The 21,921-nt window shown below is 64.8% G+C and carries 8 protein-coding genes and 10 pseudogenes; 13 read left to right on the top strand and 5 right to left on the bottom strand.

Annotated features, from left to right (window positions below):
• Positions 1-211 precede the first annotated feature (211 nt).
• On the bottom strand, positions 212-1,540 hold the full coding sequence (locus PspTeo4_RS08380; RefSeq protein WP_322363213.1) for an MFS transporter: 1,329 nt from the start codon (positions 1,538-1,540) through the stop codon (positions 212-214).
• Between the two features lie 241 nt (positions 1,541-1,781).
• On the opposite strand from PspTeo4_RS08380, the pseudogene PspTeo4_RS08375 reads away from it, so the two are divergent.
• From PspTeo4_RS08375 to PspTeo4_RS08325, 12 genes and pseudogenes are all read left to right on the top strand, one after another.
• Positions 1,782-2,863 (top strand): annotated as a pseudogene (locus PspTeo4_RS08375) (alkene reductase).
• 34 nt (positions 2,864-2,897) lie between these two features.
• Positions 2,898-4,711: pseudogene (locus PspTeo4_RS08370) on the top strand (long-chain-acyl-CoA synthetase); the annotation flags it as partial.
• Positions 4,704-5,821, top strand: a pseudogene (locus PspTeo4_RS08365) (MBL fold metallo-hydrolase). The pseudogenes PspTeo4_RS08370 and PspTeo4_RS08365, both read left to right, overlap by 8 nt.
• 13 nt (positions 5,822-5,834) lie before the next feature.
• Positions 5,835-7,501, top strand: a pseudogene (locus PspTeo4_RS08360) (DUF1302 domain-containing protein).
• A 43-nt stretch (positions 7,502-7,544) separates the two neighbouring features.
• Positions 7,545-8,414, top strand: coding sequence for a thiolase family protein (locus PspTeo4_RS08355; RefSeq protein WP_416196912.1), 870 nt, complete (start codon positions 7,545-7,547; stop codon positions 8,412-8,414).
• Positions 8,357-8,913: pseudogene (locus PspTeo4_RS29830) on the top strand (thiolase C-terminal domain-containing protein). The gene PspTeo4_RS08355 and the pseudogene PspTeo4_RS29830 overlap by 58 nt, the downstream one beginning before the upstream one ends.
• Positions 8,795-9,699: pseudogene (locus PspTeo4_RS08350) on the top strand (OB-fold domain-containing protein). Before PspTeo4_RS29830 ends, PspTeo4_RS08350 begins: the two co-directional pseudogenes overlap by 119 nt.
• 350 nt (positions 9,700-10,049) lie before the next feature.
• A complete protein-coding gene (locus PspTeo4_RS08345) occupies positions 10,050-11,018 on the top strand; it encodes a WD40/YVTN/BNR-like repeat-containing protein (RefSeq protein WP_322363212.1) in 969 nt (322 codons plus the stop codon).
• A gap of 10 nt (positions 11,019-11,028) precedes the next feature.
• Positions 11,029-13,433, top strand: a pseudogene (locus PspTeo4_RS08340) (efflux RND transporter permease subunit).
• A 153-nt stretch (positions 13,434-13,586) separates the two neighbouring features.
• Positions 13,587-14,821, top strand: a pseudogene (locus PspTeo4_RS08335) (helix-turn-helix transcriptional regulator).
• Positions 14,822-14,915: 94 nt separating this feature from the next.
• Positions 14,916-15,683 carry an SDR family oxidoreductase gene (locus PspTeo4_RS08330; RefSeq protein WP_322363211.1) on the top strand — a complete coding sequence of 256 codons (768 nt, stop codon included), beginning with the start codon at positions 14,916-14,918 and terminating at the stop codon, positions 15,681-15,683.
• Positions 15,684-15,696: 13 nt separating this feature from the next.
• Positions 15,697-16,529: pseudogene (locus tag PspTeo4_RS08325) on the top strand (SDR family NAD(P)-dependent oxidoreductase).
• A 379-nt stretch (positions 16,530-16,908) separates the two neighbouring features.
• Here PspTeo4_RS08325 and dmpG read toward each other — a convergent pair.
• From dmpG to PspTeo4_RS08305, 4 genes and pseudogenes are all read right to left on the bottom strand, one after another.
• Positions 16,909-17,931: a 4-hydroxy-2-oxovalerate aldolase gene (gene dmpG, locus PspTeo4_RS08320; protein WP_322363210.1), complete on the bottom strand. Its 1,023-nt coding sequence runs from the start codon at positions 17,929-17,931 to the stop codon at positions 16,909-16,911.
• A 10-nt stretch (positions 17,932-17,941) separates the two neighbouring features.
• Entirely contained in the window at positions 17,942-18,865 is a 924-nt protein-coding gene (locus PspTeo4_RS08315; RefSeq protein WP_322363209.1) for an acetaldehyde dehydrogenase (acetylating), read from the bottom strand.
• A gap of 23 nt (positions 18,866-18,888) precedes the next feature.
• Positions 18,889-19,679, bottom strand: a pseudogene (locus PspTeo4_RS08310) (fumarylacetoacetate hydrolase family protein).
• Positions 19,680-19,749: 70 nt separating this feature from the next.
• On the bottom strand, positions 19,750-20,523 hold the full coding sequence (locus tag PspTeo4_RS08305; RefSeq protein ID WP_322363208.1) for a glucose 1-dehydrogenase: 774 nt from the start codon (positions 20,521-20,523) through the stop codon (positions 19,750-19,752).
• 232 nt (positions 20,524-20,755) lie between these two features.
• Here PspTeo4_RS08305 and PspTeo4_RS08300 point away from each other — a divergent pair, with 232 nt between their 5' ends.
• Positions 20,756-21,184, top strand: a complete 429-nt coding sequence (locus PspTeo4_RS08300) for an RHS repeat-associated core domain-containing protein (protein ID WP_322363207.1) — start codon at positions 20,756-20,758, stop codon at positions 21,182-21,184.
• Positions 21,185-21,921 lie beyond the last annotated feature (737 nt).

Genomic DNA, 21,921 nt, shown 5'->3' with positions numbered 1-21,921 from the left:
CTTATTTGTTCGACGCGATATCCAGCCATGCGCCAAAGGGGGCGCGCGCGAATTTCACAGGAATAATTGGCCCGAAACAGATGTGGGAGCTGGCGAAGCCTGCGATGCGCCGCGCGGCGGCGCTCGATCTCACAGGCGCTACATCTCCTACGACCTACGACCTACGGCGCTCGATTTCACAGGCACTAAACCTCGTCCGACATGCGCTCAATCACACCGTCACAGCCCGAACACCCGCATCTTCACCCGCCACCCCCTTCATCCGTGCCCGATACCGGGGCAACGCCATCCCCAGGAACCCCGCCGCCAGCACCAGCACACTCACCGAAGCCGCCAACGCATAACGCAGCGATTCCCCCTGCAGGCTCGGCAGGAACAGGTCACTGAGCAAGCCGATCAACAAAGGCCCGATACCCACGCCCAGCAAGGTCATGGCCATGACGAACACCGCCGTGGCCTGGGCCAGGCGATGGGCCGGGAACAGGTGGGTGATCGCCCCCAGGCACGGCGTCGCCCACCACACGCCAAAGAAGCCGAACGCGCTGTAGAACAGAAACGCCTGCGGCACCGGCGTGTCACCGATATGGAAGGCAATGCCCTGCGGCCAGAGGAAATACGCCAGGGCAAAAGGAATGCTGAGCAGCGTGCCCAGCAACGGCACGCCTATCTGCCAGCCCACGTCGCGCCGGGCCAGGCGGTCGGTGAGCATGCCGCACACCAGGGTGCCGATGGTCGAGCCAGTGCCGCCCACCACACCCACCAGAAACCCCGCCTGCTGCATGTTCAGGCCGTGGGAGCGGATCAGGAAGCTCGGACTCCAGGTTCCGATGGCATAGCCGGCGATGGCCGCGGCGCCGCCCGTGAGCACCAGCCACACGAACGATGGCATGCGCATGAGCTCGGCCAGCGTGCGCCCCCAGCTTTCGCCAGGTGCGTCCACCGCTTGCCTGACCCGAACCGGTGCCGGCGCCCGTACCGTCAGCAACAGCAACAACCCAAGCGCAATGCCGGGCGCGCCAATCAGCAGGAACGCATAGCGCCAGCCATGGTGCTGGGCGATCCAGCCGCCCAGGCCCAGGCCGACGATGGCGCCCAGGCTCGAACCGAGCATCAGCACCGCCAGCGCGGTGGAGCGTCGGTTGGCCGGGTACAGGTCGGAAACCATGGCCACCGAAGGCGCGGTGCCGCCGGCTTCGCCAATGGCAACGCCAATGCGCGCCAACACCAGGGTGAAGAAACTGCCGGCCATGCCGCAGAGCATGGTCATCAGGCTCCAGGCCATGCAGGCGAAGGCAATCACCGGTTTGCGCCCGACGCGGTCGGCCAGGCGCCCCAGCGGCAGGCCGAACACGGTGTAGAACACGGCGAAGGTGACTCCGGACAGCAGGCCGATGCCGGTATCGGAGATACCGAATTCCTGCTTCACCGGCTCGATCAGGATCGCCATCAACTGGCGGTCGATGTAGTTGAAGACGTAGATGCTGGCCAGCACCAGCAGGGCGTAATGGGTACGCCAGGTCACAGGTGGGGATGCGTTCACTGCAAAGGCTCCGCTTCTTGTTTTAGGTGCGCACGATGCTCGACGGATCCTAGCGGTATTTCATCGTCTGTTCAGACCAGATTTTCCAGTGCCCACAAGGCTTGCCGACGGTTGGCGAGCCCCCTGCAAACCTAGTCTCGACGGACGATGTTTCGCACCTGCCCACGGTCAATCATTCAGCCCATATCCGGCGTTTCGCGCTCCCTGCGAGCCGGAAACAAGAAGACGTGAAGGAGCTGAGATGGACATCTTGTTCGAGCCTGTGCGCCTGGGCGAACTGCAACTGGCCAACCGCATCGTGATGGCCCCGATGACCCGCAGCCGCGCCGACGGCCACGCTGTGCCGGGCCGCGAAATGGTCGAGTACTACCGCCAGCGCGCCAGTGCCGGACTGATCGTCGCCGAAGGCACCGCACCATCGGCCAGTGGCCTGGGCTACTGCCGCACCCCGGGTATCTACAACCGCGAGCAGATCGCCGCCTGGCAGCAGGTGACCCGCGCCGTGCACGAGCGTGGCGGGCAGATCGTGCTGCAACTGATGCACGTGGGCCGCGCCGCCAGCCACCACAACAAGCCCGAAGGCGCGGCAACGGTGGCGCCGTCGCTGCTGCGTGCCCGTGTGCAGTTGTTCAGCGACGCCGCCGGCCTGGTCGACGCCGATATGCCAGAGGCGTTGAGCGCAGAAGGCATCGGCGAGGTGATCGGTGACTATCGCCAGGCTGCGCTCAACGCCCGTGAAGCCGGTTTCGATGGCGTCGAGCTGCACTGCACCAGCGGCTATCTGCCCATGCAGTTCATGGCTTCAGGCAGCAATCAGCGTACCGATGGTTACGGCGGCAACGCGCAGAACCGGGTGCGTTTCGCCAAGGAAGTGCTCGAAGCCATGGCCGCTGCCATCGGCGCAGGCCGGGTTGGCCTGCGCGTTTGCCCCGGCAACCCGTACAACGACATCGACGACCATGAGCCTGCACAAACCACCACTGCACTGTGCGCGGCGGTGGCGCCCTGGGCCTGGCCTACCTGCACATCATGCGCTCGCCACTGCCCGAGCTGGACGCCTTCGCCCTGGCGCGTGAACACGGCCCCCAGGGGTTGATTCTCAACGATGGGTTCGACGGTGACTCGGCCCGCGCCGCGCTGGAGGCAGGCGAGGGCGAGGCGGTCTCGTTCGGCCGCCACTTCATCGCCAACCCCGATTTGGTCGAGCGCCTGCGCCACCACCGGCCACTGGCCGGGTTCGACCGCAAGACGCTCTACACCCCCGGCGCCCGGGGATACAGCGACTACCCCAGCTGGCAAGACACAGCGGAGGTGGCGCAATGAGCCTGCCGCACAGTTTGAGCGCACTGCCACAAACCCCGTCAGCCGCGAACAGACCCAGGCGCTGCTCGACCTGCGCGCCGAGGCCAGCGGGCAGATCAAACCGCGTGACCACTACACCCTGGCCGACCGGCTGGAAGCGCAGGTGGCCCGTCATGCCGAGCGGCCATTCCTCATTTATGGCGAACAGATACTGAGCTACGCCGAAATCGACAGCCAGGCCAACCAGATGGCCCACACCGCGCAAGCCGCAGGCCTGCGGGCCGGTGATGTGTGCGCGATCCTGATGGAGAACCGCCCGGCGTTCTTCACCAGCTGGTTTGGCCTGGTCAAGCTTGGCGTGGTGGTGGCATTCATCAACACCCAAGTGTCAGGCAAGCCCCCTGCTGCATGCCTTGGAGACGACCGGGGCCAAGGCGCTGGTGGTCGGTGAGGAGTGCCTGGCCAACCTGCAGGCCACCGAAGGCCTGCCAGACCTGCCGCTGTGGCTGGTCAACGATCCTGAAAACCCCTGGGCCGGTGAATGGCCCGAGGGCCTCGACCGCCAGTTCGCAGACAACCTGGCCTGCGCGCCACGTTCCCCGTTCCCGCGTGAGCATCGTGCAGGGATCGAAGCCCAGGCACCGACGTTGCTGATCTTCACCTCCGGCACCACCGGCCTGCCCAAGGCCGCGCGCTACAGCCACATGCGCTGGCTGTCGTCGGGGATGTGATGGAGGTCACGCTCAATGCCAGCGTCGACGACGTGTTCTATTGCTGCCTGCCGCTGTACCACGGCGCCGCCGCCACCTCGGTGACCTCTACCGCGCTGCGGGCCGGGCAAGCATTGTGGTGCGGCGCAAGTTCAGCGTGCGCGAGTTCTGGAGCGACGTTACTCGCCACCGCATCAGCGTGTTCCAGTACATCGGCGAAATCTGCCGCTACCTGCTCAACCGCCCGGTGGTGGCCGGCGAGCGCGAGCACAGCCTGCGTTGCATGCTCGGTGCTGGCTTGTCGAGCGAGTCCTGGCAACGCTGGATCGAGCGCTTCGGGCCGATCCAGGTGTACGAGGGCTGGGGGGCGACTGAGGCCAACACCAACCTGATCAATGTCGACAATTACCTCGGTTCCTGTGGCCGGGTGCCGGACTGGAACCGCACCAACCTGCGCCTGGTGCGCTTCGACGTCGAGAACGACTGCCACCCGCGTGACGAGAACGGCTTCTACCAGCTGTGCGAGGTCGGTGAGGTGGGCGAGGCCATGGGCTTCATCGTCGACCACCCAGACATCGGTGGTGGCCGTTTCGAGGGCTACACCAGCGCTGCGGCCACCGAAAGCAAGATCCGCCGCAACGTGCTGCGCGAGGGCGATGCCTGGTGGAGCTCGGGCGACCTGCTGCGCCAGGACGCCGATGGCTATTGCTACTTCGTCGACCGCATCGGCGACACCTTCCGCTGGAAAAGCGAGAACGTCTCCACCCAGGAAGTGGCCGACGCCCTGAGTGATTTGCCAGGCCTGGAACTGATCAACATCTACGGCGTGCAGGTGCCGCAGCACGAGGGCAGGGCAGGCATGGCTGCGGTGCTGATGCAGGCTGGCCAGGCCTTCGACCCGCAGGCCTTCTACCGTCTGACCGAAGCCCGCCTGCCGCGCTACGCCGCACCGGTGTTCGTGCGGGTGAGCGCGGCGGCAGACCTGACCAGCACCTTCAAGCTGCGCAAGGTCGACTTGCAGCGCCAGGGCTATTGCCCGGCCGCCTGCGCCGACCCGCTGTTCATCCGCGACGAGCTGAACCAGACCTACCAGCCGTATTCGCCGCAGGTGCTCGACCAGGTGGGCCTGCCAGCCTTCGTCGGTGGCCAACATGGCTAAGCGCGACGGCAACGGCCACGAACTGTACGCCGGCTTGCGCTTCCCCGGCCGCAGGTGCCGGACAGCGGCCAGGTGCGCGAGGTGGCGGACGGCGTTTGGTGGCTGCGCATGCCGCTGCCGTTTCGCCTGGACCACATCAACCTGTACCTGCTGCGCCATGACAGCGGCTGGGTGGTGGTGGACACGGGCATGAACACCGTGCAGTCCGTGAAGTGTGGGAGCAGGTGTTCGAGCAAGTGTTCGCCGGCCAGCCCGTGTTGGCGGTGATCTGCACCCATTACCACTCCGACCATGCCGGCGTCGCCGGCTGGCTGGCCGAGCGTTTCCGCTGCCCGGTGTACATGACCGCCGCCGAGTACCGCTCGCTGTACGTCGCGGTACCGGCCGAGCAGCCGCCGGGCTGGGACTTCATCGATTTCTACCGCAAGGCCGGCTTCAGCGACGAGCAGGCGGGTGAGCTGTACCGGGTTATCCAGAACGGCCATTTCCGCCCGCTGCACTTCAACAGCTACCGGCGCCTGCAAGACGGCGACCGGCTGCGCATCGGTGCCCGGCAATGGCGTGTGGTGATCGGCCGTGGCCATTCCCCGAGCACGCCTGCCTGTATGCCGAGGACGGCAGCTTGCTGATCGCTGGCGACCAGGTGCTGCCGCGCATCACCCCGACGGTGGGCGTGCATGCCACCGAGCCCGAGGCCAACCCGCTGGGTGAATGGCTGGCCTCGCTCGAACACCTGCGCAGCCTGCCGGACAGCGTGCTGGTGCTGCCCGCCCACGAGCGGCCGTTCTACAACCTGCATACCCGCCTGGACCAGCTTCACGCCCATCACCAGGCGCAGCTGGCCCGGTTGCTGGCCAGTTGCGACGAGCCGCGCAGCGCGCTCGAGCTGATGGCCGTGCTGTTCCCAGGCTTTCCGGTCGTTTCGACGAACTGATGGCCCTTGGCGAAACGTTGGCCCATGCCAACTACCTCATGGCCGAAGGGCTGCTCATCCGCGAACACCATCAGGCGCACTACCGCTATCGGCGTGCCCTGCAGGTGAGTGCGGACGGGGCGGCGCCCGGCCCGATGGCAACGTTGCACATTCCAGGCGACCAGCCGGTTGCCTGACAGGAGAGTCCGTGTGATCGACAAGAACAACAACAACGGTACTGCCCTTGCTTGCCGCAGCTTCCAGCTTGCCAGCCTGGCGGCGGCGATTGCGCTGGCGTCCACGCCGGCCTGGTCCGGGAAACCATCGAGTTCGACAATGGCGCGACCATCGACTGGTCGGTGACCACCAGCTACGGCGTCGGGGTGCGCCTGGGCAAGCCCAGTGACCGCCTGCTCGGGGTCAATGCCGATGACGCCAACCGCAACTTCAACGAAGGCAGCCTGACCACCAACCGCGTAGGCGCATTGGGCGAGATGATCCTGCGCATGGAAAATTACGGCGCCGTGGTGCGCGCCAGTACCTTCTACGATGACGTCTACCACCGCAAGAATGACAACGACTCGCCTGCCACCGTGAACAAGGACGGCGACAACGACAAGTTCACCAGCGATGCGCGCTACTACAGCGGTGGCCATGTACCCGCCTGCTGGACGCCTACGTGTTCGGCGGCTGGCGCTCGACAACGACTCGATGCTTGACGTCAAGGCCGGGCGGCATATCGAGTCCTGGGGCGAAAGCCTGTATTACCCCGGCGTCAACGGTGTGCAAAACCCGTCGGATGCGGTGAAGGCCGCGCAGCCAGGGGTAGAGGTCAAGGAAGTGCTGCTGCCGGTGGGGCAGGTGTCGGCCTCGTACCGCCTGAACCCGCAGTTCACCCTCGGCGGTTACATCCAGTACGAATGGAAGGGCACCGAACTGGCGCCGGTAGGCAGCTACCTGTCGAGCACCGATGTGATCGGGCCGGGCCGCGAGTTCCTGATCACGCCGACCGGCAACGTGCCTTACCGTGGCACCGACGAGCCACGCGACAGCGGCCAATGGGGCGTGCAGCTGCGCTACCGGCCGGTGCCGGCCCTGGAACTGTCGCTGTTCCATGTCAACTACCACGACAAGAACCCGGCCACCGCGCAGGTAGGCTACAGCGCGGTACCCATCGGTGGCGGCCTGAACGCCTTCGCTGCCAACGGCTACCGGGTGAAGTACTTCGAAGACATCAAGCTCACCGGCATCAGCGCCTCGACCAAGCTCGGCGAAACCCAGATCGGTGCCGAGTGGTCGTACCGCGACGGTGCGCCAGTGATGGTCAACACCGGCCTTGGGCCGACACCGGCCAAGGGCAAGGGCCAGCAGTTCCAGCTCTCGGCAATGCGGGTGCTGGGCGACCGGCCGTGGGCCAGCCAGACCACCCTGACCGGCGAAATCATTCATGTGCGGGTGGACAGCGTCGACGCCACCTCCGCTGCCAGCAACCTGCAAGGCGTTGCGCTGCTGCCCAGCCTGGCGCCCTTGGTCGGAGCCTCCGATGACTACACCTACAAGACCGCTACTGGCTGGAAAAGCCGCGATGCCAGTGCCTACACCGTGGGCGCATCGTTCAGTTATCCGGGGTTTTCCAGGGCTGGGATCTGGAAGTGCCAGTGCGCTTCTCCAATGTGTTCAGCGGCTCGACACCCATGGCCGGAAGCATCTCCGGCGTGCAGGGCGACCGACGCATCAGCGTAGGCACCACCTTCAAGTACCTGGGCAACCTGGAAGTCGGCCTGAACTACGTCGGCTACCTGGGTTCGCCTGACCCGATCAAGCGGCCGTACGCCGACCGCGACTACGCCACCTTCTCGATGAAATACACCTTCTGACCTGAACAACGCCGGGGCCTGCGGGCCCTGGAATGGAGGCACCATGGGGCTCAAAGGCCACGCTGCAATAGTGGGTACCGCGCAGTACAAACCGGAAAAGTACGCGACGGCACCAAAAATGTTCCACCTCGAACAGGTCGCCGACCTGGCCGCCCAGGCCCTGCGCGACGCCGGCCTGCAGGCCTCGGACCTCGATGGCCTGGTGATCAACGGCCCGCAGTTCCACGAAGCCTCGGTGTTCGTACCGGCCATGGCCGCCGAATACCTGGGTTTGCGGCTGAACTTCGCCGAAGTGGTCGATTTGGGCGGTTGCACCTCGGTGGGCATGGTCTGGCGCGCTGCCGCCGCCATCGAACTGGGCCTGTGCCAGGCTGTGCTGTGCGTGCTGCCGGCGCGCATGGCGCCGCTGGGGCCGGATGAAGACCCCAGCTGGATGGCCAGGGCCATGCGTTTCGGTGGCCACAGCACGGCGTTCGGCGCACCCGAGGCGGAGTTCGACCTGCCCTATGGCCACATGGGCCAGAACACCGGCTACGCCATGATCGCCCAGCGCTATGCCGCGCAGTACGGCTACGACCCCAAGGCGCTGGCCAAGATCGCCGTGGACCAGCGCACCAATGCCCAGGCCAACCCGCAGGCGATGTTCTTCGGTCAGCCGCTGACCGTCGAACAAGTGCTGGCCAGCCGCATGGTCGCCGACCCGCTGCACGTGCTGGAAATCGTCATGCCGGTGGCCGGCGGCGCCGCGATGATCATCGCCTCCAAGGAAGTGGCGGCCCGGCACGCAAGCGCCCGGCATTCATCACAGGCTTTGGCGAACACCTGGCCTTCAAGTCGCCGTCCTATGCCCAGGACATGCTGCACACGCCAATCGGCCCGGCATCGAGCCGCGCGTTCGCCATGGCCGGGCTGAAACCGACGGATGTGGATGCCGCGCAGATCTACGACTGCTACACCATCACCGCCTTGCTGACCCTGGAAGACGCCGGCTTCTGCGGCAAGGGCGAGGGCATGGCGTTCGTGCGCGAGCATGACCTGACCTGGCGTGGCGATTTCCCCATGAACACCACGGCGGCCAGCTCAGCTTCGGCCAGGCCGGCTCGGCCGGTGGTATGTCGCAGGTCATCGAGGCGGTCACGCAGATCGCCGGGACGGCTGGCGAGCGCCAGCTGCAACGCTGCGACAGCGTCTACGTCTCCGGGACCGGCGGCGTGATGAGCGAGCAGGGCGCATTGATCCTCCAGGAGCATAACCAGTATGTCCAACAACAAACCGATGCCCGTGGCGACCGAGATCTCCGCACCGTTCTGGGAGGGCCTGCAAGCCAGGCGGCTGCTGATTCAGCAATGCAATGCCTGCGCGCAGTGGCTGTTCTACCCGCGCCGGCACTGCCCGGCCTGCCTGGCCCATGACCTGAGCTGGCGCGAGGTGGCGGGGCAGGCGACCCTGTACAGCTACACCTTGACGCGCATTCCGACCCTGCCGGACTTCATCGACGAGATGCCGCAGAAATTGGCGGTGGTGGAGTTGGCCGAAGGGGTGCGCATCAATACCACCCTGGTTGGCTTGGACGAGGCGCAAATCCACGTAGGCATGCCGTTGCAGCCGGTGTTCGCACAGGTCGATGGCAAAGGCCGGCGGTTGCTGCGCTTTACCGGGCTGGAGCAGGACGTAAGCCGTCTAGAGGCCCTGGCGGTCGAGGAGGAAACAGCGCCACCAGAGCAAAACAGCCAGTTGCAGGTCGACTGCAACGACCAGGCGGCGTTGCAGGCGCTGGTCAGCGAGCAGTACAGCGACTGGAGCAACAGCGTGCTGGTGGACCAGGCCCTGATCGACGCCTTCGCCCAGCTGTCGGGCGACGACTACTGGATTCACACCGACCCCGAGCGCGCCCGGCGCAGCAGCCGTTTGGCGGCACCATCGCCCACGGCGCGCTGGTGCAGGTGCTGCAGTCGCGGTTGAAACTGGCGTTGGGCTTCGAGATCACCGGTTTTACCACGCAGATCAACTACGGCTCCGACCGCCTGCGCTTCCCGGCGCCGGTACCGGCCGGCTCGCGTATTCATGCCCGGGCGCGGGTCAAGGCGGTGGAGGTGCGCGAGCGGGGCACCCAGTTGACCCTGGAGATCAACACCCATGTGGTCGGTCAGGAGCGGCCTTCGGTGATCAATGACCTGGTGATTCTGTACCAGCGTTGATCGCTTTTGCTGGCCGGTTCTCATCCAACAAAAGCTATCGCATTGATTTGGTGAGGTAACCGTGGGAGCTGGCGAAGCCTGCGATCGAGCGCGAAGCGCTCGCAGCGACACGACGGTTGCCGCAGTGGGGGCCGCTGTGCGGCCCATCGCAGGCTGTCGCCAGCTCCCACGGCCGTGTGTGGCCGGGCTGTTCATCGATTCTTAAGCCATTTGGACGATGTTTCGCCAAGCCCTCCAGCCGACTATCCCACTACCCCTGCGGCCTTGCCCGCAGGCCCGGCGCCTGACAAGAACAAGAGGAATGGCTCCATGGCTTTTTTGTTCGTGTGTCACGATCAGGAGCGCTGCCCATGCGCTCGGTGATCGGCTATCTGGTCTGCCTGTTCGTTGGCCTGACCATCGTTTTCACCTTCCTTCCCCGCCCCGAGGCGGTGCCGGCCGATGAGCCGCTGCGCCCCGACCGGGTACAGATCAACGCCTTGCTCGATGTCGGCCGCCGCGTGCTGGCGGTGGGCGAGCGCGGCAGCATTCTGCTGAGCGATGACCAAGGCGGCAGCTGGCAGCAAGCCCAGGTTCAACCGCAACGCCAGGTCGCCCTGACCGCGCTGGTGGCGCTCGATGAGCAGCGCTTGCTTGCGGTGGGCCATGACGGTTGGATCCTGCGTTCGGAAGACGCAGGCCGGCAGTGGCGCGAGGTGCGTTACGACACCAGCTTGGGCGAGCCGCTGCTGGGCGTGTGGGCGGCCGGTGGCGAGCGGGTGCTGGCCTACGGCAGCTTCGGCAAGTTCTACCAGTCCGACGACGCCGGGCTGACCTGGCAACCCCTGGCGCTGGACATCGACAGCGCCCACCTCAATGGCATGGATGGCGGCGCCGATGGCCGGCGCATGCTGGTCGGCGAGCAGGGCCTGGTGCTGCGCAGCCAGGACGCGGGGACGCACTGGCAGACGCTGCCGGCGTTCTACAACGGTTCGCTGTTCGGCATCGTGCGCCTGACGGCCAACGACTGGGTGACCTATGGCATGCGCGGGCATGTGTTCGTCAGCCATGACTTCGGCGAGCACTGGCGCCAGGTGGAGATCGGCAATGCACTGCCGCTGTATGGCCATGCCCGGCTACCCGGTGGCGGGCTGGTGATTGTCGGCGCCGGCAGTTCGGTGGTGCGCCTGGACGCCCGCGGCGAGCTGGCAAGTGCCACGCGGGTGGCCGGGCGCGGCACCTTCACGTCGGCGGCAATGGTGGGTTCACGGCTGTTGCTGGGCGGTGAGCAAGGGGTTTTCGTTGAACCTGCGGGCAACCTTGCCACGCTGGGCAAATGAGGGGCGAGAGATGAACAAGGCTCAGACTCGAGTGGCGCGCTGCGTCGAGGCCACCGCCAACGGCTTGATGAACGGGCGCAAAGGCCTGTTGCTGCTGTTCGTGCTGCTGACATTGGGGCTGGGTTACAGCGCCACGCACACCCAGTTGGACCCAGGCTTCAACAAGCAGATTCCGGTGCGCCATGCGTACATGGTCAATTTCCTGCGGTTCAGCCAGTACTTCACCGGCGCCAACCGCTTCCTGGTCAGCGTGCGCTGGAAAGGCGAGGGCGACCTGTACAACCCGGAGTTTCTCGACACCCTGCGCAAGGTCACCGACGATGTGTTCTTCATCTCCGGGGTCAACCGCGCCAGTGTTACTTCGTTGTTCACCGCCAACGTGCGCTACATCGAAATCACCGAGGAAGGCTTCTATGGCGATGTGGTGGTGCCACCGCGCTTTAGTGGCAGCGCCGAAGACCTGGCCCAGGTGCGCAGCAACGCCGCCGCCTCCGGGCAGATTGGCCGGTTGCTGGCCAATGACCTGAAATCGGCGATGGTCCGCGCCGACCTGCAGGACATCGACCCACAGACCGGCAAGGCGGTGGACTACGCCGAGGTGGCCGAGCGGCTGGAGGCGATCCGGCACAAGTACGCCAGCGAGCATATCGAGATCAACATCGTCGGCTTCGCCAAGCTGGTGGGCGATGTGGTCGAAGGGCTGAACACGGTGATCGGCTTCTTCGTGATCGCCTTTGCCATCACCGCGCTGCTGCTGTGGCTGTACGCCCGCTCGTGGCGCCTGACCCTGGTGGCGCTGGTGGTGGCGTTGCTGCCGGTGGTGTGGTTGCTGGGGTTACTGCCGCTGCTGGGGCTGGGCATCGACCCGATGTCGATTCTGGTGCCGTTCCTGATCTTCTCCATCGGCGTGTCCCATGCGGTGCAGATGACCAACGCCTGGAAGCAGGATGTAGTGGCCGGCGCCGATTCGTTGCAGGCGGCGCGCACCGCCTTCTGCAAGATCTTCATTCCAGGCTCGCTGGCCCTGCTGATGAATGCCCTGGGCTTTGCCGTGATCATGCTGATCGACATCCCCATCGTGCATGAACTGGGGTGACCGCCTGCATCGGGGTGATGCTGATGATCATCACCAACAAGCTGATGCTGCCGATCATCCTGTCGTGGTTGCGTCTGGAGCCTGCATCCTTGCGCCAGGCCCAGGCCAGCCAGGGTGGGCGCCATCGCCTGTGGTGGCGGCTGTCGGCGCTGGCCGAACCTGGCCCTGCGCTGGTGGTGTTCAGTTTGAGCCTGGCGCTGTTGGTGGCAGGTGCCTGGAAGGCGCGGGAGCTGGCGGTGGGCGACATCGGCGCCGGTGCGCCGGAGTTGCGCGCCGATTCGCGCTACAACCAGGACAATGCCCGCATCATTGGCAGCTACTCGATTGGCCTGGACGTGATGTCGGTGTTCGTCGAGGTCAAGGGCATCGAGGAAGGGTGCCTGTCGCCGGAAGTGATGCGTGCGGTGGAAGCCTTCGACTTCCGCATGCGCGCTGTCAGCGGTGTGCAGTCGGTGCAGAGCGTGGCGGGCATGGGCAAGCGGGTGATTGCCGGCAACAACGAAGGCAACCCACGCTGGGCGGCCATTCCGGGGTCGTCCCGGGGCCTTAGCCAGGGCGCGCGGGCCTACATGCCCGATGATGGCCTGGTGACCGAAGGTTGCCAGCAGATGCAGATCCTGGTGTTCCTCACCGACCATGAAGGCGCCACCATCAGCCATGCCATCGGCGAAGCCCGGCGCATCATCGAGGACGTGCGCACGCCCAAGGTCGACTTCCTGCTGGCCGGGGGCAACGTCGGTGTGATGGCGGCCTCCAACGAGGCGGTCAAGCGCGCCGAAGTGATCATGCTGGCGGCGCTGTTCGGTTCGGTGGCGCTGTTCTGCTGGCTGACGTTCTTCTCGCTGCGGGCGGTGCTGTGCATCCTGGTGCCGCTGGCCATCGTCGCGATCCTGTGCAACGCCCTGATGGCGATGCTGGGCATTGGCCTGAAGGTTGCCACACTGCCGGTGATGGCGCTGGGGGTTGGCGTGGGTGTGGACTATGGAATTTACCTGTACGAGCGTATCCAGCACGAAATGGCCGACGGGGCGGACCTGCGCGAGGCGTTCTACCGCGCCATGTGCCAGCGCGGCACGGCTGCGGTGTTCACCGCGTTGACCATGTCCATTGGCGTGTGCACCTGGGCCTTCGCGCCGCTGAAGTTCCAGGCCGACATGGGCGTGCTGCTGTCGTTCATGTTCCTGGTCAACGTGCTTGGCGCGATTTTCCTGCTGCCGGCGCTGGCCGCCTGGTTCAACCGCGGCCGGCCGCTGGTGGCCAGGCAGGCGACGCCCGTGCGGCGCTGGCAGGAGAGCAACACTGACGCATCTGGTAACTAAAAATAAACTCGGTTGCACCTATTGTCGGCACCGGGGCCGCCAGCGAGACTGTGGCGCGGGCATGTGATGCAACGAAGGGGCTTCGAGCCCCCAAGCCGAAATTATAAAAATAACAAGGGAAGGCCCAAGCCTTACCCGAGCTAGGAGAAGACTGTGGACAAAGCTGTCTTGACCCATGAAGCACTGGCCGCCCTCGGCCTGAACCTTGCCGATTACGACCGCCTGGTCGGCGAGGTCTACGAAGGCGCTCTCGACCCCAAGTTGATGGCCCGGGCACTGACCAGCTTCCGCACCCTCTACGGGGCCAACTACGTCACCCTGATTCTGCGTGTACCCGACCAGCCCGACATGGGCGTGATGATCATTTCCGGTGATATCGAAGGGGCGGGCGATGTCAGCTACATGACCTACCCGCAGACCAACACGCCGTTCGCCAACCAGCCGCTCGACCATGTGTTCACCGTCGATGACATCATGACCTCGACCGAATGGGAGCACAGCGCCTACTTCAAGATGTTCTGCGGCCCGCAAGGGGTGTACCACGTGATGGGCGCCGACATCTCCACCCCGGACGGCGGCAAGTTGCGTTTTCGCATCACCCGCCCCAAGCATGCCCCCAATTTCTCGACCCATGACCGCGCGTTGTGCGCGATGTTCCTGCCCCACCTGCGCCGGGCGTTGCAGGTGCACAACCTGCTGGACCGCAGCGAGTCGCTGAGCGAGCTGTACTCCCAGGCCATCAGCCGCCTGTCGGTGGCCACGCTGGTGCTGGACGAAAGCGGCAGCGTGCTGCGGGTCAACCCGGTTGCCCAGGAGATTCTGGCCAACGCCGATGGCCTCAAGCTGGTGGGTGGGCGCCTGGAGGCGACCTACCCCAGTGACAACCGCGAGCTGCAGCGCCTGATCCGTGCTGCGTTCTCCCCGGATGCGCCGAAAAGCGCCGAAGCGATGTCGGTGACCCGGCCTTCGGGGCAGGTCAACCTGGGCCTGGTGGTGGAGTCGATTCCGTCACTGGACTGGGCCGAGGAAAAAGGCAAGCCGGCGGCGCTGGTGTATATCCGCGATGCGGCCAGCAAATCCCTGGCCAGCGACGTGGTGACCAAGCAGCTGTTCAACCTGACCCGCGCCGAAACCGCGCTGGCCATGGAGCTGGCCAACGGCCTTTCCCTGGAAGAAGCCGCCGAGGTGCTGAACATCCGCCGCAACACTGCACGTGCGCACCTGCGTTCAATCTTTTCCAAGACCGGTGTGCGTCGACAGACCGAGCTGGTGCGCATTCTGCTCAACAGCGTGGTGGCATTGGCAAGCCCAAGGTTGCGCTCAAGGCCGTCGACCGTCTGAAAGTCCCTCCACCCCAACTGGCGATGGCCGTCCCGCGTCGGGCCTGAAGTCAGTCATATCGCGCCGGTTTTAGTCCGCCAGGACGATGCCGGCGCGCGCAGGTCCTGCCGATACTGGGCCTTCCCATCATGGAGAATCACTATGTCTGTTACAGCTATCAGTGGCAGTGCCTCGGGCATTGGCGCGGCGGTCAGCGACGCGTTGCGTGCGGCAGGGCACGAGGTTATCGGCATCGACCGCAGCGACGCCGAGGTCATCGCCGACCTGTCCACCGCGCAAGGGCGCGAGGCGGCCATCGCCCAGGTGCTCGAGCTCAGTGGCGGTGTGCTCGACGGCCTGGTCTGTTGTGCCGGGGTTGGCGTGACCGCACCGTCCTGCGGGTTGATCGTTGCGGTGAACTATTTTGGCGTCAGCCAATTGCTCGATGGCTTGCAGGATGCACTGGCCCGTGGCCAGGCGCCGGCGGCCCTGGTGATTGGTTCGGTGGCGTCCACCCAGCCCGGTGCCGAGCAGCAGCCGATGACCGCGGCGATGCTGGAAGGCAACGAAGCGAAGGCACTGGCGTTAGCCAACGAACTGGGCCAGCCGCATGTGGCCTATGCCTGCTCCAAATACGCGGTGACCCACCAGGCCCGGCGCTTGGCGCCGGCCTGGGCCAAACGCGGCATTCGCCTGAACGTGGTGGCGCCGGGCGCGGTGGAGACGCCTTTGCACCAGGCTTCGCTGGACGACGCCCGGTTTGGCAAGGCGGTGCGTGAGTTCGTCGCGCCGCTGGGGCGTGCTGGTCGGCCCGATGAGATTGCTCAGTTGGTGGCGTTCCTGCAGTCCGGTCAGGCGGCTTTCATCCACGGCAGCGTGGTGTTCATCGATGGCGGCATGGACGCGATGGTGCGTGCGCCGCGTTTCTGACTAAGGACTTGGCATGAATAAAGTGGCATTCATTACCGGTGCCAGCCGTGGCATCGGTCGGGCGGCGGCATTGGCCTTCGCCCGGGCGGGTTATGACGTGGCGATCAGCGCCCGCACCCTGGAAGAAGGCGAGCAGCATCCACATGCCCTGCGCGATGCCAGTGGCGGCCCTTGACGGGCAGCCTCAACGGCACCGCCGAGGCGATCGCACCCTTGGGTGGCCGGGTGCTGGTGGTGCCGATGGACCTGCTCGACAGCGCCACCGCCGAACAGGCCTGCGCGACCGTGCTGGCCGAGTTCGGGCGGATCGATGTGCTGGTGAACAACGCGATCTACCAGGGCAATGACCTCAACTCAACGTTCATGGCGCTGCAGCCAGACACCCTGGAGCGGATGTTCAAGGGCTATATCCTCACCCCCTTCCTGCTGACCCAGGCGGTGGTGGAGCGGATGCTGGGGCAGGGCGGCGGGGTGGTGATCAACGTCACCTCCGGGGCGGGCGAAAGCGACCCGCCCGTGGCCGCCGACAAAGGTGGCTGGGGGTATGCGTATGGCGCAGGCAAGGCAGCGGTGTCGCGGCTGTCGGGCATGCTCTCGGTGGAGCTGGGCGAGCGCGGTATTCGCGCCTACACCCTCAACCCTGGGGTGGTGACCACCGAGGCGCTGAAGGCGACCATTGGCGAGAAGGGCGTGATTGCCTTGCGCGCCGGCAGTGCACCGCCCGAGGTGCCAGCGGCGGTGATGCTGTGGCTGGCCGAAGATGCGCGGGCGGTGGATTATCAGCGCCGGACCCCGGCTGCGCAGCCATTTGCGCTTGAGCATGGGATTGTGGCGGATTGGCGATAAAAATGGTTCTTCACGGAATGTTGGGAGGGGCTTCGAAGTGCCTGTCCTGGGTTTGTAGGTGATGCGTATATCGAGCGCCGCCCGCGCGCGCATCGCGAGCAAGGCTCGCTCCTACGTTTGTTTACGGCCAATAACGCCTGTGGAGGCGCGCGCGACCGCCTTGTGTGTACGACTCGATATCAAGCCATGCGCCAAGGCGTTCGCGCGCAAATCCCACAGGCCTAACTGGCCCGAAACAAACGTAGGAGCGAGCCTTGCTCGCGATGCGCCGCGCGGGCGGCGCTCGATCTGCAAAGCACCGAAAATGGTGTGGCAAGCCCAATAAAAATGCAGGTTTGAATCAACCTCTCCCACATGCAGCTGGCGACAGGCCCTTCAGTCAGGCGCGCAGGCGCGCCAGGGTCATCGCGGTGTCTTCGATCATGTCTTCCTGGCCGCCGACCATCCCGCGTCGGCCCATCTCCACCAGAATCTCCCGCGCCGACACGCCATACTTTTGCTCGGCGCGCTTGGCAAACAGCAGGAACGACCCGTAAACCCCGGCGTAGCCCATGGTCAGCGCATCGCGGTCGCTACGGATGGGGAAGTCCATGATTGGCACCACCAGGTCTTCGGCGACATCCTGGATGCCGAACACATCCACCCCGGTTTCGATGCCCATGCGCTTGCACACCGCCACCAGCACCTCCATCGGCGTATTCCCCGCCCCGGCGCCCAGGCCCGCGCAGGCAGCGTCGATGCGGCTGGCACCGGCGGCAATGGCGGCAATCGAGTTGGCCACGCCCATCGACAGGTTGTGGTGCCCATGGAAGCCGATTTCTGTCTCTGGCCGCAGCGCAGCACGCATGGCCGCAACGCGTTCGCTGACCTGGTGGGGCAGCAGGTAGCCGGCCGAGTCGGTCAGGTAGATGCAGTTGGCACCGAAGCTTTCCATCAACTTGCCCTGGGTAACCAACCCTTCGGGGCTGTTCATGTGCGCCATCATCAGGAAGCCGACGGTGTCCATGCCTAGGTGGCGGGCATAGGCGATATGCTGCTCGCTGACATCGGCCTCGGTGCAGTGGGTGGCCACGCGCAAGGTGCTGACGCCCAGTTCATGGGCCATTTTCAGGTGCTCGACGGTGCCGATGCCCGGCAGCAGCAGCGCCGACACCTTGGCCTGCTTCATCAGCGGAATCACCGCCGACAGGTATTCTTCGTCACTGTGTGCTGGAAAACCGTAGTTCACCGAGCTGCCACCCAGGCCATCGCCGTGGGTCACCTCGATCAGCGGCACGCCGGCGGCGTCGAGGCCACAGGCGATGCGCTGCATTTCATCCAGGCTGATCTGGTGGCGCTTGGGGTGCATGCCGTCGCGCAGGCACATGTCGTGTACGGTGATGCGTTTGCCAGTGAGGTCCATGGTCGGCTCCTTAGGCCAGTGCGTTAGGGGCAGGGCGCAGCACCAGTTCGCCCTTGAGGATTTCCTCGGCGAACAGTTCGGCGGTGCGCGCCGCGGCGGCGGTCATGATGTCGAGGTTGCCGGCGTAGCGCGGCAGGTAGTCGCCCAGGCCTTCGACTTCCATGAAAATCGATACCCGGTTGCCGTCGAACACCGGGCCGTTGACCAGTCGGTAACCCGGCACATAGCGCTGTACCTGCGCGATCATGGCGTCGATCGCGGCGCGGATGGCCGGCTGGTCGGGGGTGCCTTCGGTCAGGCAGTGCACGGTGTCGCGCATGATCAGCGGCGGCTCGGCCGGGTTGATGATGATGATCGCCTTGCCACGGCGGGCGCCGCCCACCTGTTCCACCGCGCCGGCGGTGGTGCGGGTGAATTCGTCGATGTTCTTGCGCGTGCCAGGACCGACCGATTTCGACGCGGCGGTGGCGATGATTTCGGCGTACTCCACCGGCTGCACGCTGGACACCGCGGCCACCAGCGGGATGGTCGCCTGGCCGCCGCAGGTGACCATGTTGACGTTCATCACGCCCAGGCCCAGGTTGGCCTTGAGGTTGACCGGTGGTACGCAGTAGGGGCCGATGGCCGCCGGGGTGAGGTCGATCATCAGCACGCCCAGGGCATTGAGCTTGCGTGAGTTCTCGGCGTGCACATAGGCAGAGGTGGCGTCGAAGGCGATCTGGATACGGTCTTCAAGCACATGCGCCAGCAACCCGTCGACGCCTTCGGCGGTGGTTTTCAGGCCCAATTCGCGGGCCCGCGCCAGGCCTTCGGAGCTGGCGTCGATGCCGACCATCCACACCGGTTCCAGCACCTCGCTGCGTTTTAGTTTGTACAAAAGGTCGGTGCCGATGTTGCCCGGCCCGATCAACGCACAGCGGATCTTGTTGCTCATGTCTAAGGCTCCAGGGGAAGGGGTCAGGGCACGAAGCGCAGGCTGGACTGGCCTAGCCCGCTCATGCTCAGGCTGATTCGGTCGCCAGCGGCTACCGGCACCAGGGGGCCAGGGCGCCGGAGAGGATGATTTCGCCACGGCGGAACGGGATACCCAGCTCGCCGAGGGTGTTGGCCAGCCAGGCCACCGCTGCGCAGGGGTGGCCCTGGACCGCCGAACCCAGGCCGCTGCCGGCCGGCTGGCCGTTCTTGAGCAGTTGCATCTCGACCCGGGCCAGGTCCAGCGAACGTGGGTCGACGCGTTGCGTACCCAAGGCGAACACGCCGCAGGAGGCGTTGTCGGCCACGGTGTCCTGGATGCGGATCTGCCAGGCGTCGATGCGTGAATCGACGATCTCGAAGCAGGGCATCACCCACTCGGTCGCGGCCAGCACGTCGTCGGCGCTGATGCCGGGGCCGTGCAGGTCTTCGCCCAGCACGAAGGCGATTTCACCCTCGGCACGGGGTTGGATGAGCTGGTGGGCCGAGAGGCTGACGTCGCTGCCGTCCTCGACCTGCATGGCGTCGGTCAGAAAACCGAAATCCGGTTGGTGGACATCGAGCATTTCCTGCACGGCGCGGCTGGTTACGCCGATCTTCTTGCCGATCACTCGCTCACCCAGTGCCTCGCGGCGCTGCAGGAAGGCCAGCGAGATGCGGTAGGCCTGGTCGAGAGTGATGGCCGGGTAGCGGCGGGTCAGCGGTGACAGGGTCTGGCGACCACGAAGGGCGTTGAACAGCTCGTCACCGAGCGCTGTGATCAGATGGGCGTCCATGACGGGGCTCTCTGCAGTAGGGAATAAAAAGGCCGGCTAGAGCGTGGTGAGCGCCGGCCTGAGAAAGGTGTCAGCCGACCCAGACGCTGGAATCGGCGCCGCCGTCGACGTCGATGATCTTGCCGGTGACCCAGGCGGAGGCGGGGCTGGCCAGGTACAGGGCGGCGGCGGCAATGTCTTCGGGGCTGCCCAGGCACTTGAGCGGGGTGTTGGCTTCCATGCTCTGGCGCATCGCGGCCGGCATCACGCCCTGCAACGCGGCGGTAAGCGTCGGGCCGGGGGCGACGGCGTTGACCCGCACCTGCGGCGCGAAGTCCTGGGCCAGCAGGCGGGTCAGGTGGCTGAGCCCGGCCTTGGCGGTGCCGTAGGCGCTGAAATGGCGCTGCGAGTAACGCGCCGCTACTGAGCTGATGTTGACGATGTTGCCGCCACCGGCCTCGCGCATCAGTGGCACGCACAGCTGGCAGAAGGCATAGGCGCTGGAGACGTTGAAACGCAGCACCTCGTCGAACTGCTCAGGGCTGAGGCTAAGCGGGTCGTTGGGGCCGCCACCGCCGACATTGTTGACCAGGTGGGTGATGCGGCCCAGGTGTTCGTGGCTGTGGCGGACCAGCGCCTGGCGCTGTTCGCTGTCGTTGACGTCGCAGGCAAAGGCCAGGGCATTGCGGCCCATGGCCCGGACTTCTTCGGCCACCGCCTGGACATCGTCCAGCGAACGGGCGGCGCAGACGACATCGGCGCCGGCTTCGGCATAGGCCAGGGCGATGGCGCGGCCGATGCCACGGCCACTGCCGGTGACGATGGCAACGCTGCCGTCGATACGGAATCGCTGCAGGATACTCATGGCTGTGCTTCCTCAGGGATGGGGATGCTGCCGACTATCGCTGGGTGGGCGGGGTTGGCATCGTCTTAATGGACTAGCGCGGTTTGGCGAAATTTGATCAGTGAATAACTGGTATTTCTGCCAGTAGCTGAGTGTCTCCAAGACATTGCATAGTGTGCCCAGCCGGGCCACCTCAGATAGTGGCACCACAGAGATGCATTTCTCTTTGCCCCATTGAACCCTCGGAGGCCCCATGGTCGTTGCAAAAAGCTCACGCCACTTCTACCAGCACAGCCGTGTTTCCACCGTACTTGATGGATCTGTGACACGGTCTGTTTTTCAGTGTAAGGGTAACCTGTTGGCGCAGTTCACATCGGGTGCGCAAGTATCGCGTTCGATCATGACGGTGAACGATTCCAACACCGTCATAAGCGAACTTGGACATGACAGCAAGGCGCAGTTCGCTTATACCCCCTATGGCCGACGCCCAGACCAGAACGAATCGTATAACCCCTTCGCGTTCAACGGTGAGCAGCTAGACACGATAACCGGCGGTTACTTGCTGGGCAATGGTTATCGCCTGTTTAGCCCCACGCTCAAGAGGTTCTGTAGCCCAGATAATCTAAGCCCGTTTGAGAAGGGTGGCTTGAACGCTTATGCGTACTGTTCGGGGACCCGGTAAATAGAATTGATCCCACGGGACAAGTACCCTTATTCCGGATTGGGCTATTGTTCACGGGAGTAGGAGCCGCGGCAGCAGGGGCAGCAGCAGTTGCATTCAAGGCAGCAAAGAAGGAGAGCGGCGTAGCTTTATTTGCTTTAGTCTCCGCAGCTTCGCTAGCTACAGGTTTAGCAGGTGCATTTTTGGGAAGCGGTGGTTTGTTATTTTTACGCGCTGCACGGCGATCGTATTTACTTCCTCAACTTCCAAGTCTAGACTCACGAAGTCTCTCGTTCTGGCTGCAAAGTGGTGCACATCAACGAAGATCGGCGATGGCCCAAGGTGGCCGGAATTTTGGCCCCAGCTCGCAGGCCGCAAGTCGTTCCCGGTCTATGCAAATGAACGTATTTAATCGTAATGGAAGAATTCCGGAAGTTAGTGGTAACGGTCTACCTCCTGCTTACGAGCCACCTCCTGATTACGATCAACTTCCTGCTAGCGTTTTACCAACTGTTGACGTTCCATCTACTACTTCCATCGAGGCTATGGACGTGAGACAAGGCTGACGAAAATCCATATGAAAAAAGAAGCTGTTGGCTGAGGCCAGTTACTTGTTCACGTAGTTCAGCGTGGGATACCCAGCACTGATGGGGGCAGTCTGCATTTTCAGCACCTGCACAGGCCTTTTCGTGGTCACGCCCGCTCCCACAGTGGCCACTGTTCTTTGCGCGACAGCGCAGCCCGGAAAGGGCTCGGTA

The organism is Pseudomonas sp. Teo4, from assembly GCF_034387475.1.
Lineage (GTDB): Bacteria > Pseudomonadota > Gammaproteobacteria > Pseudomonadales > Pseudomonadaceae > Aquipseudomonas.
The sequence above is the reverse complement of the archived record's forward strand: the minus strand, read 5'-3'. Positions and strand labels throughout refer to the sequence as shown.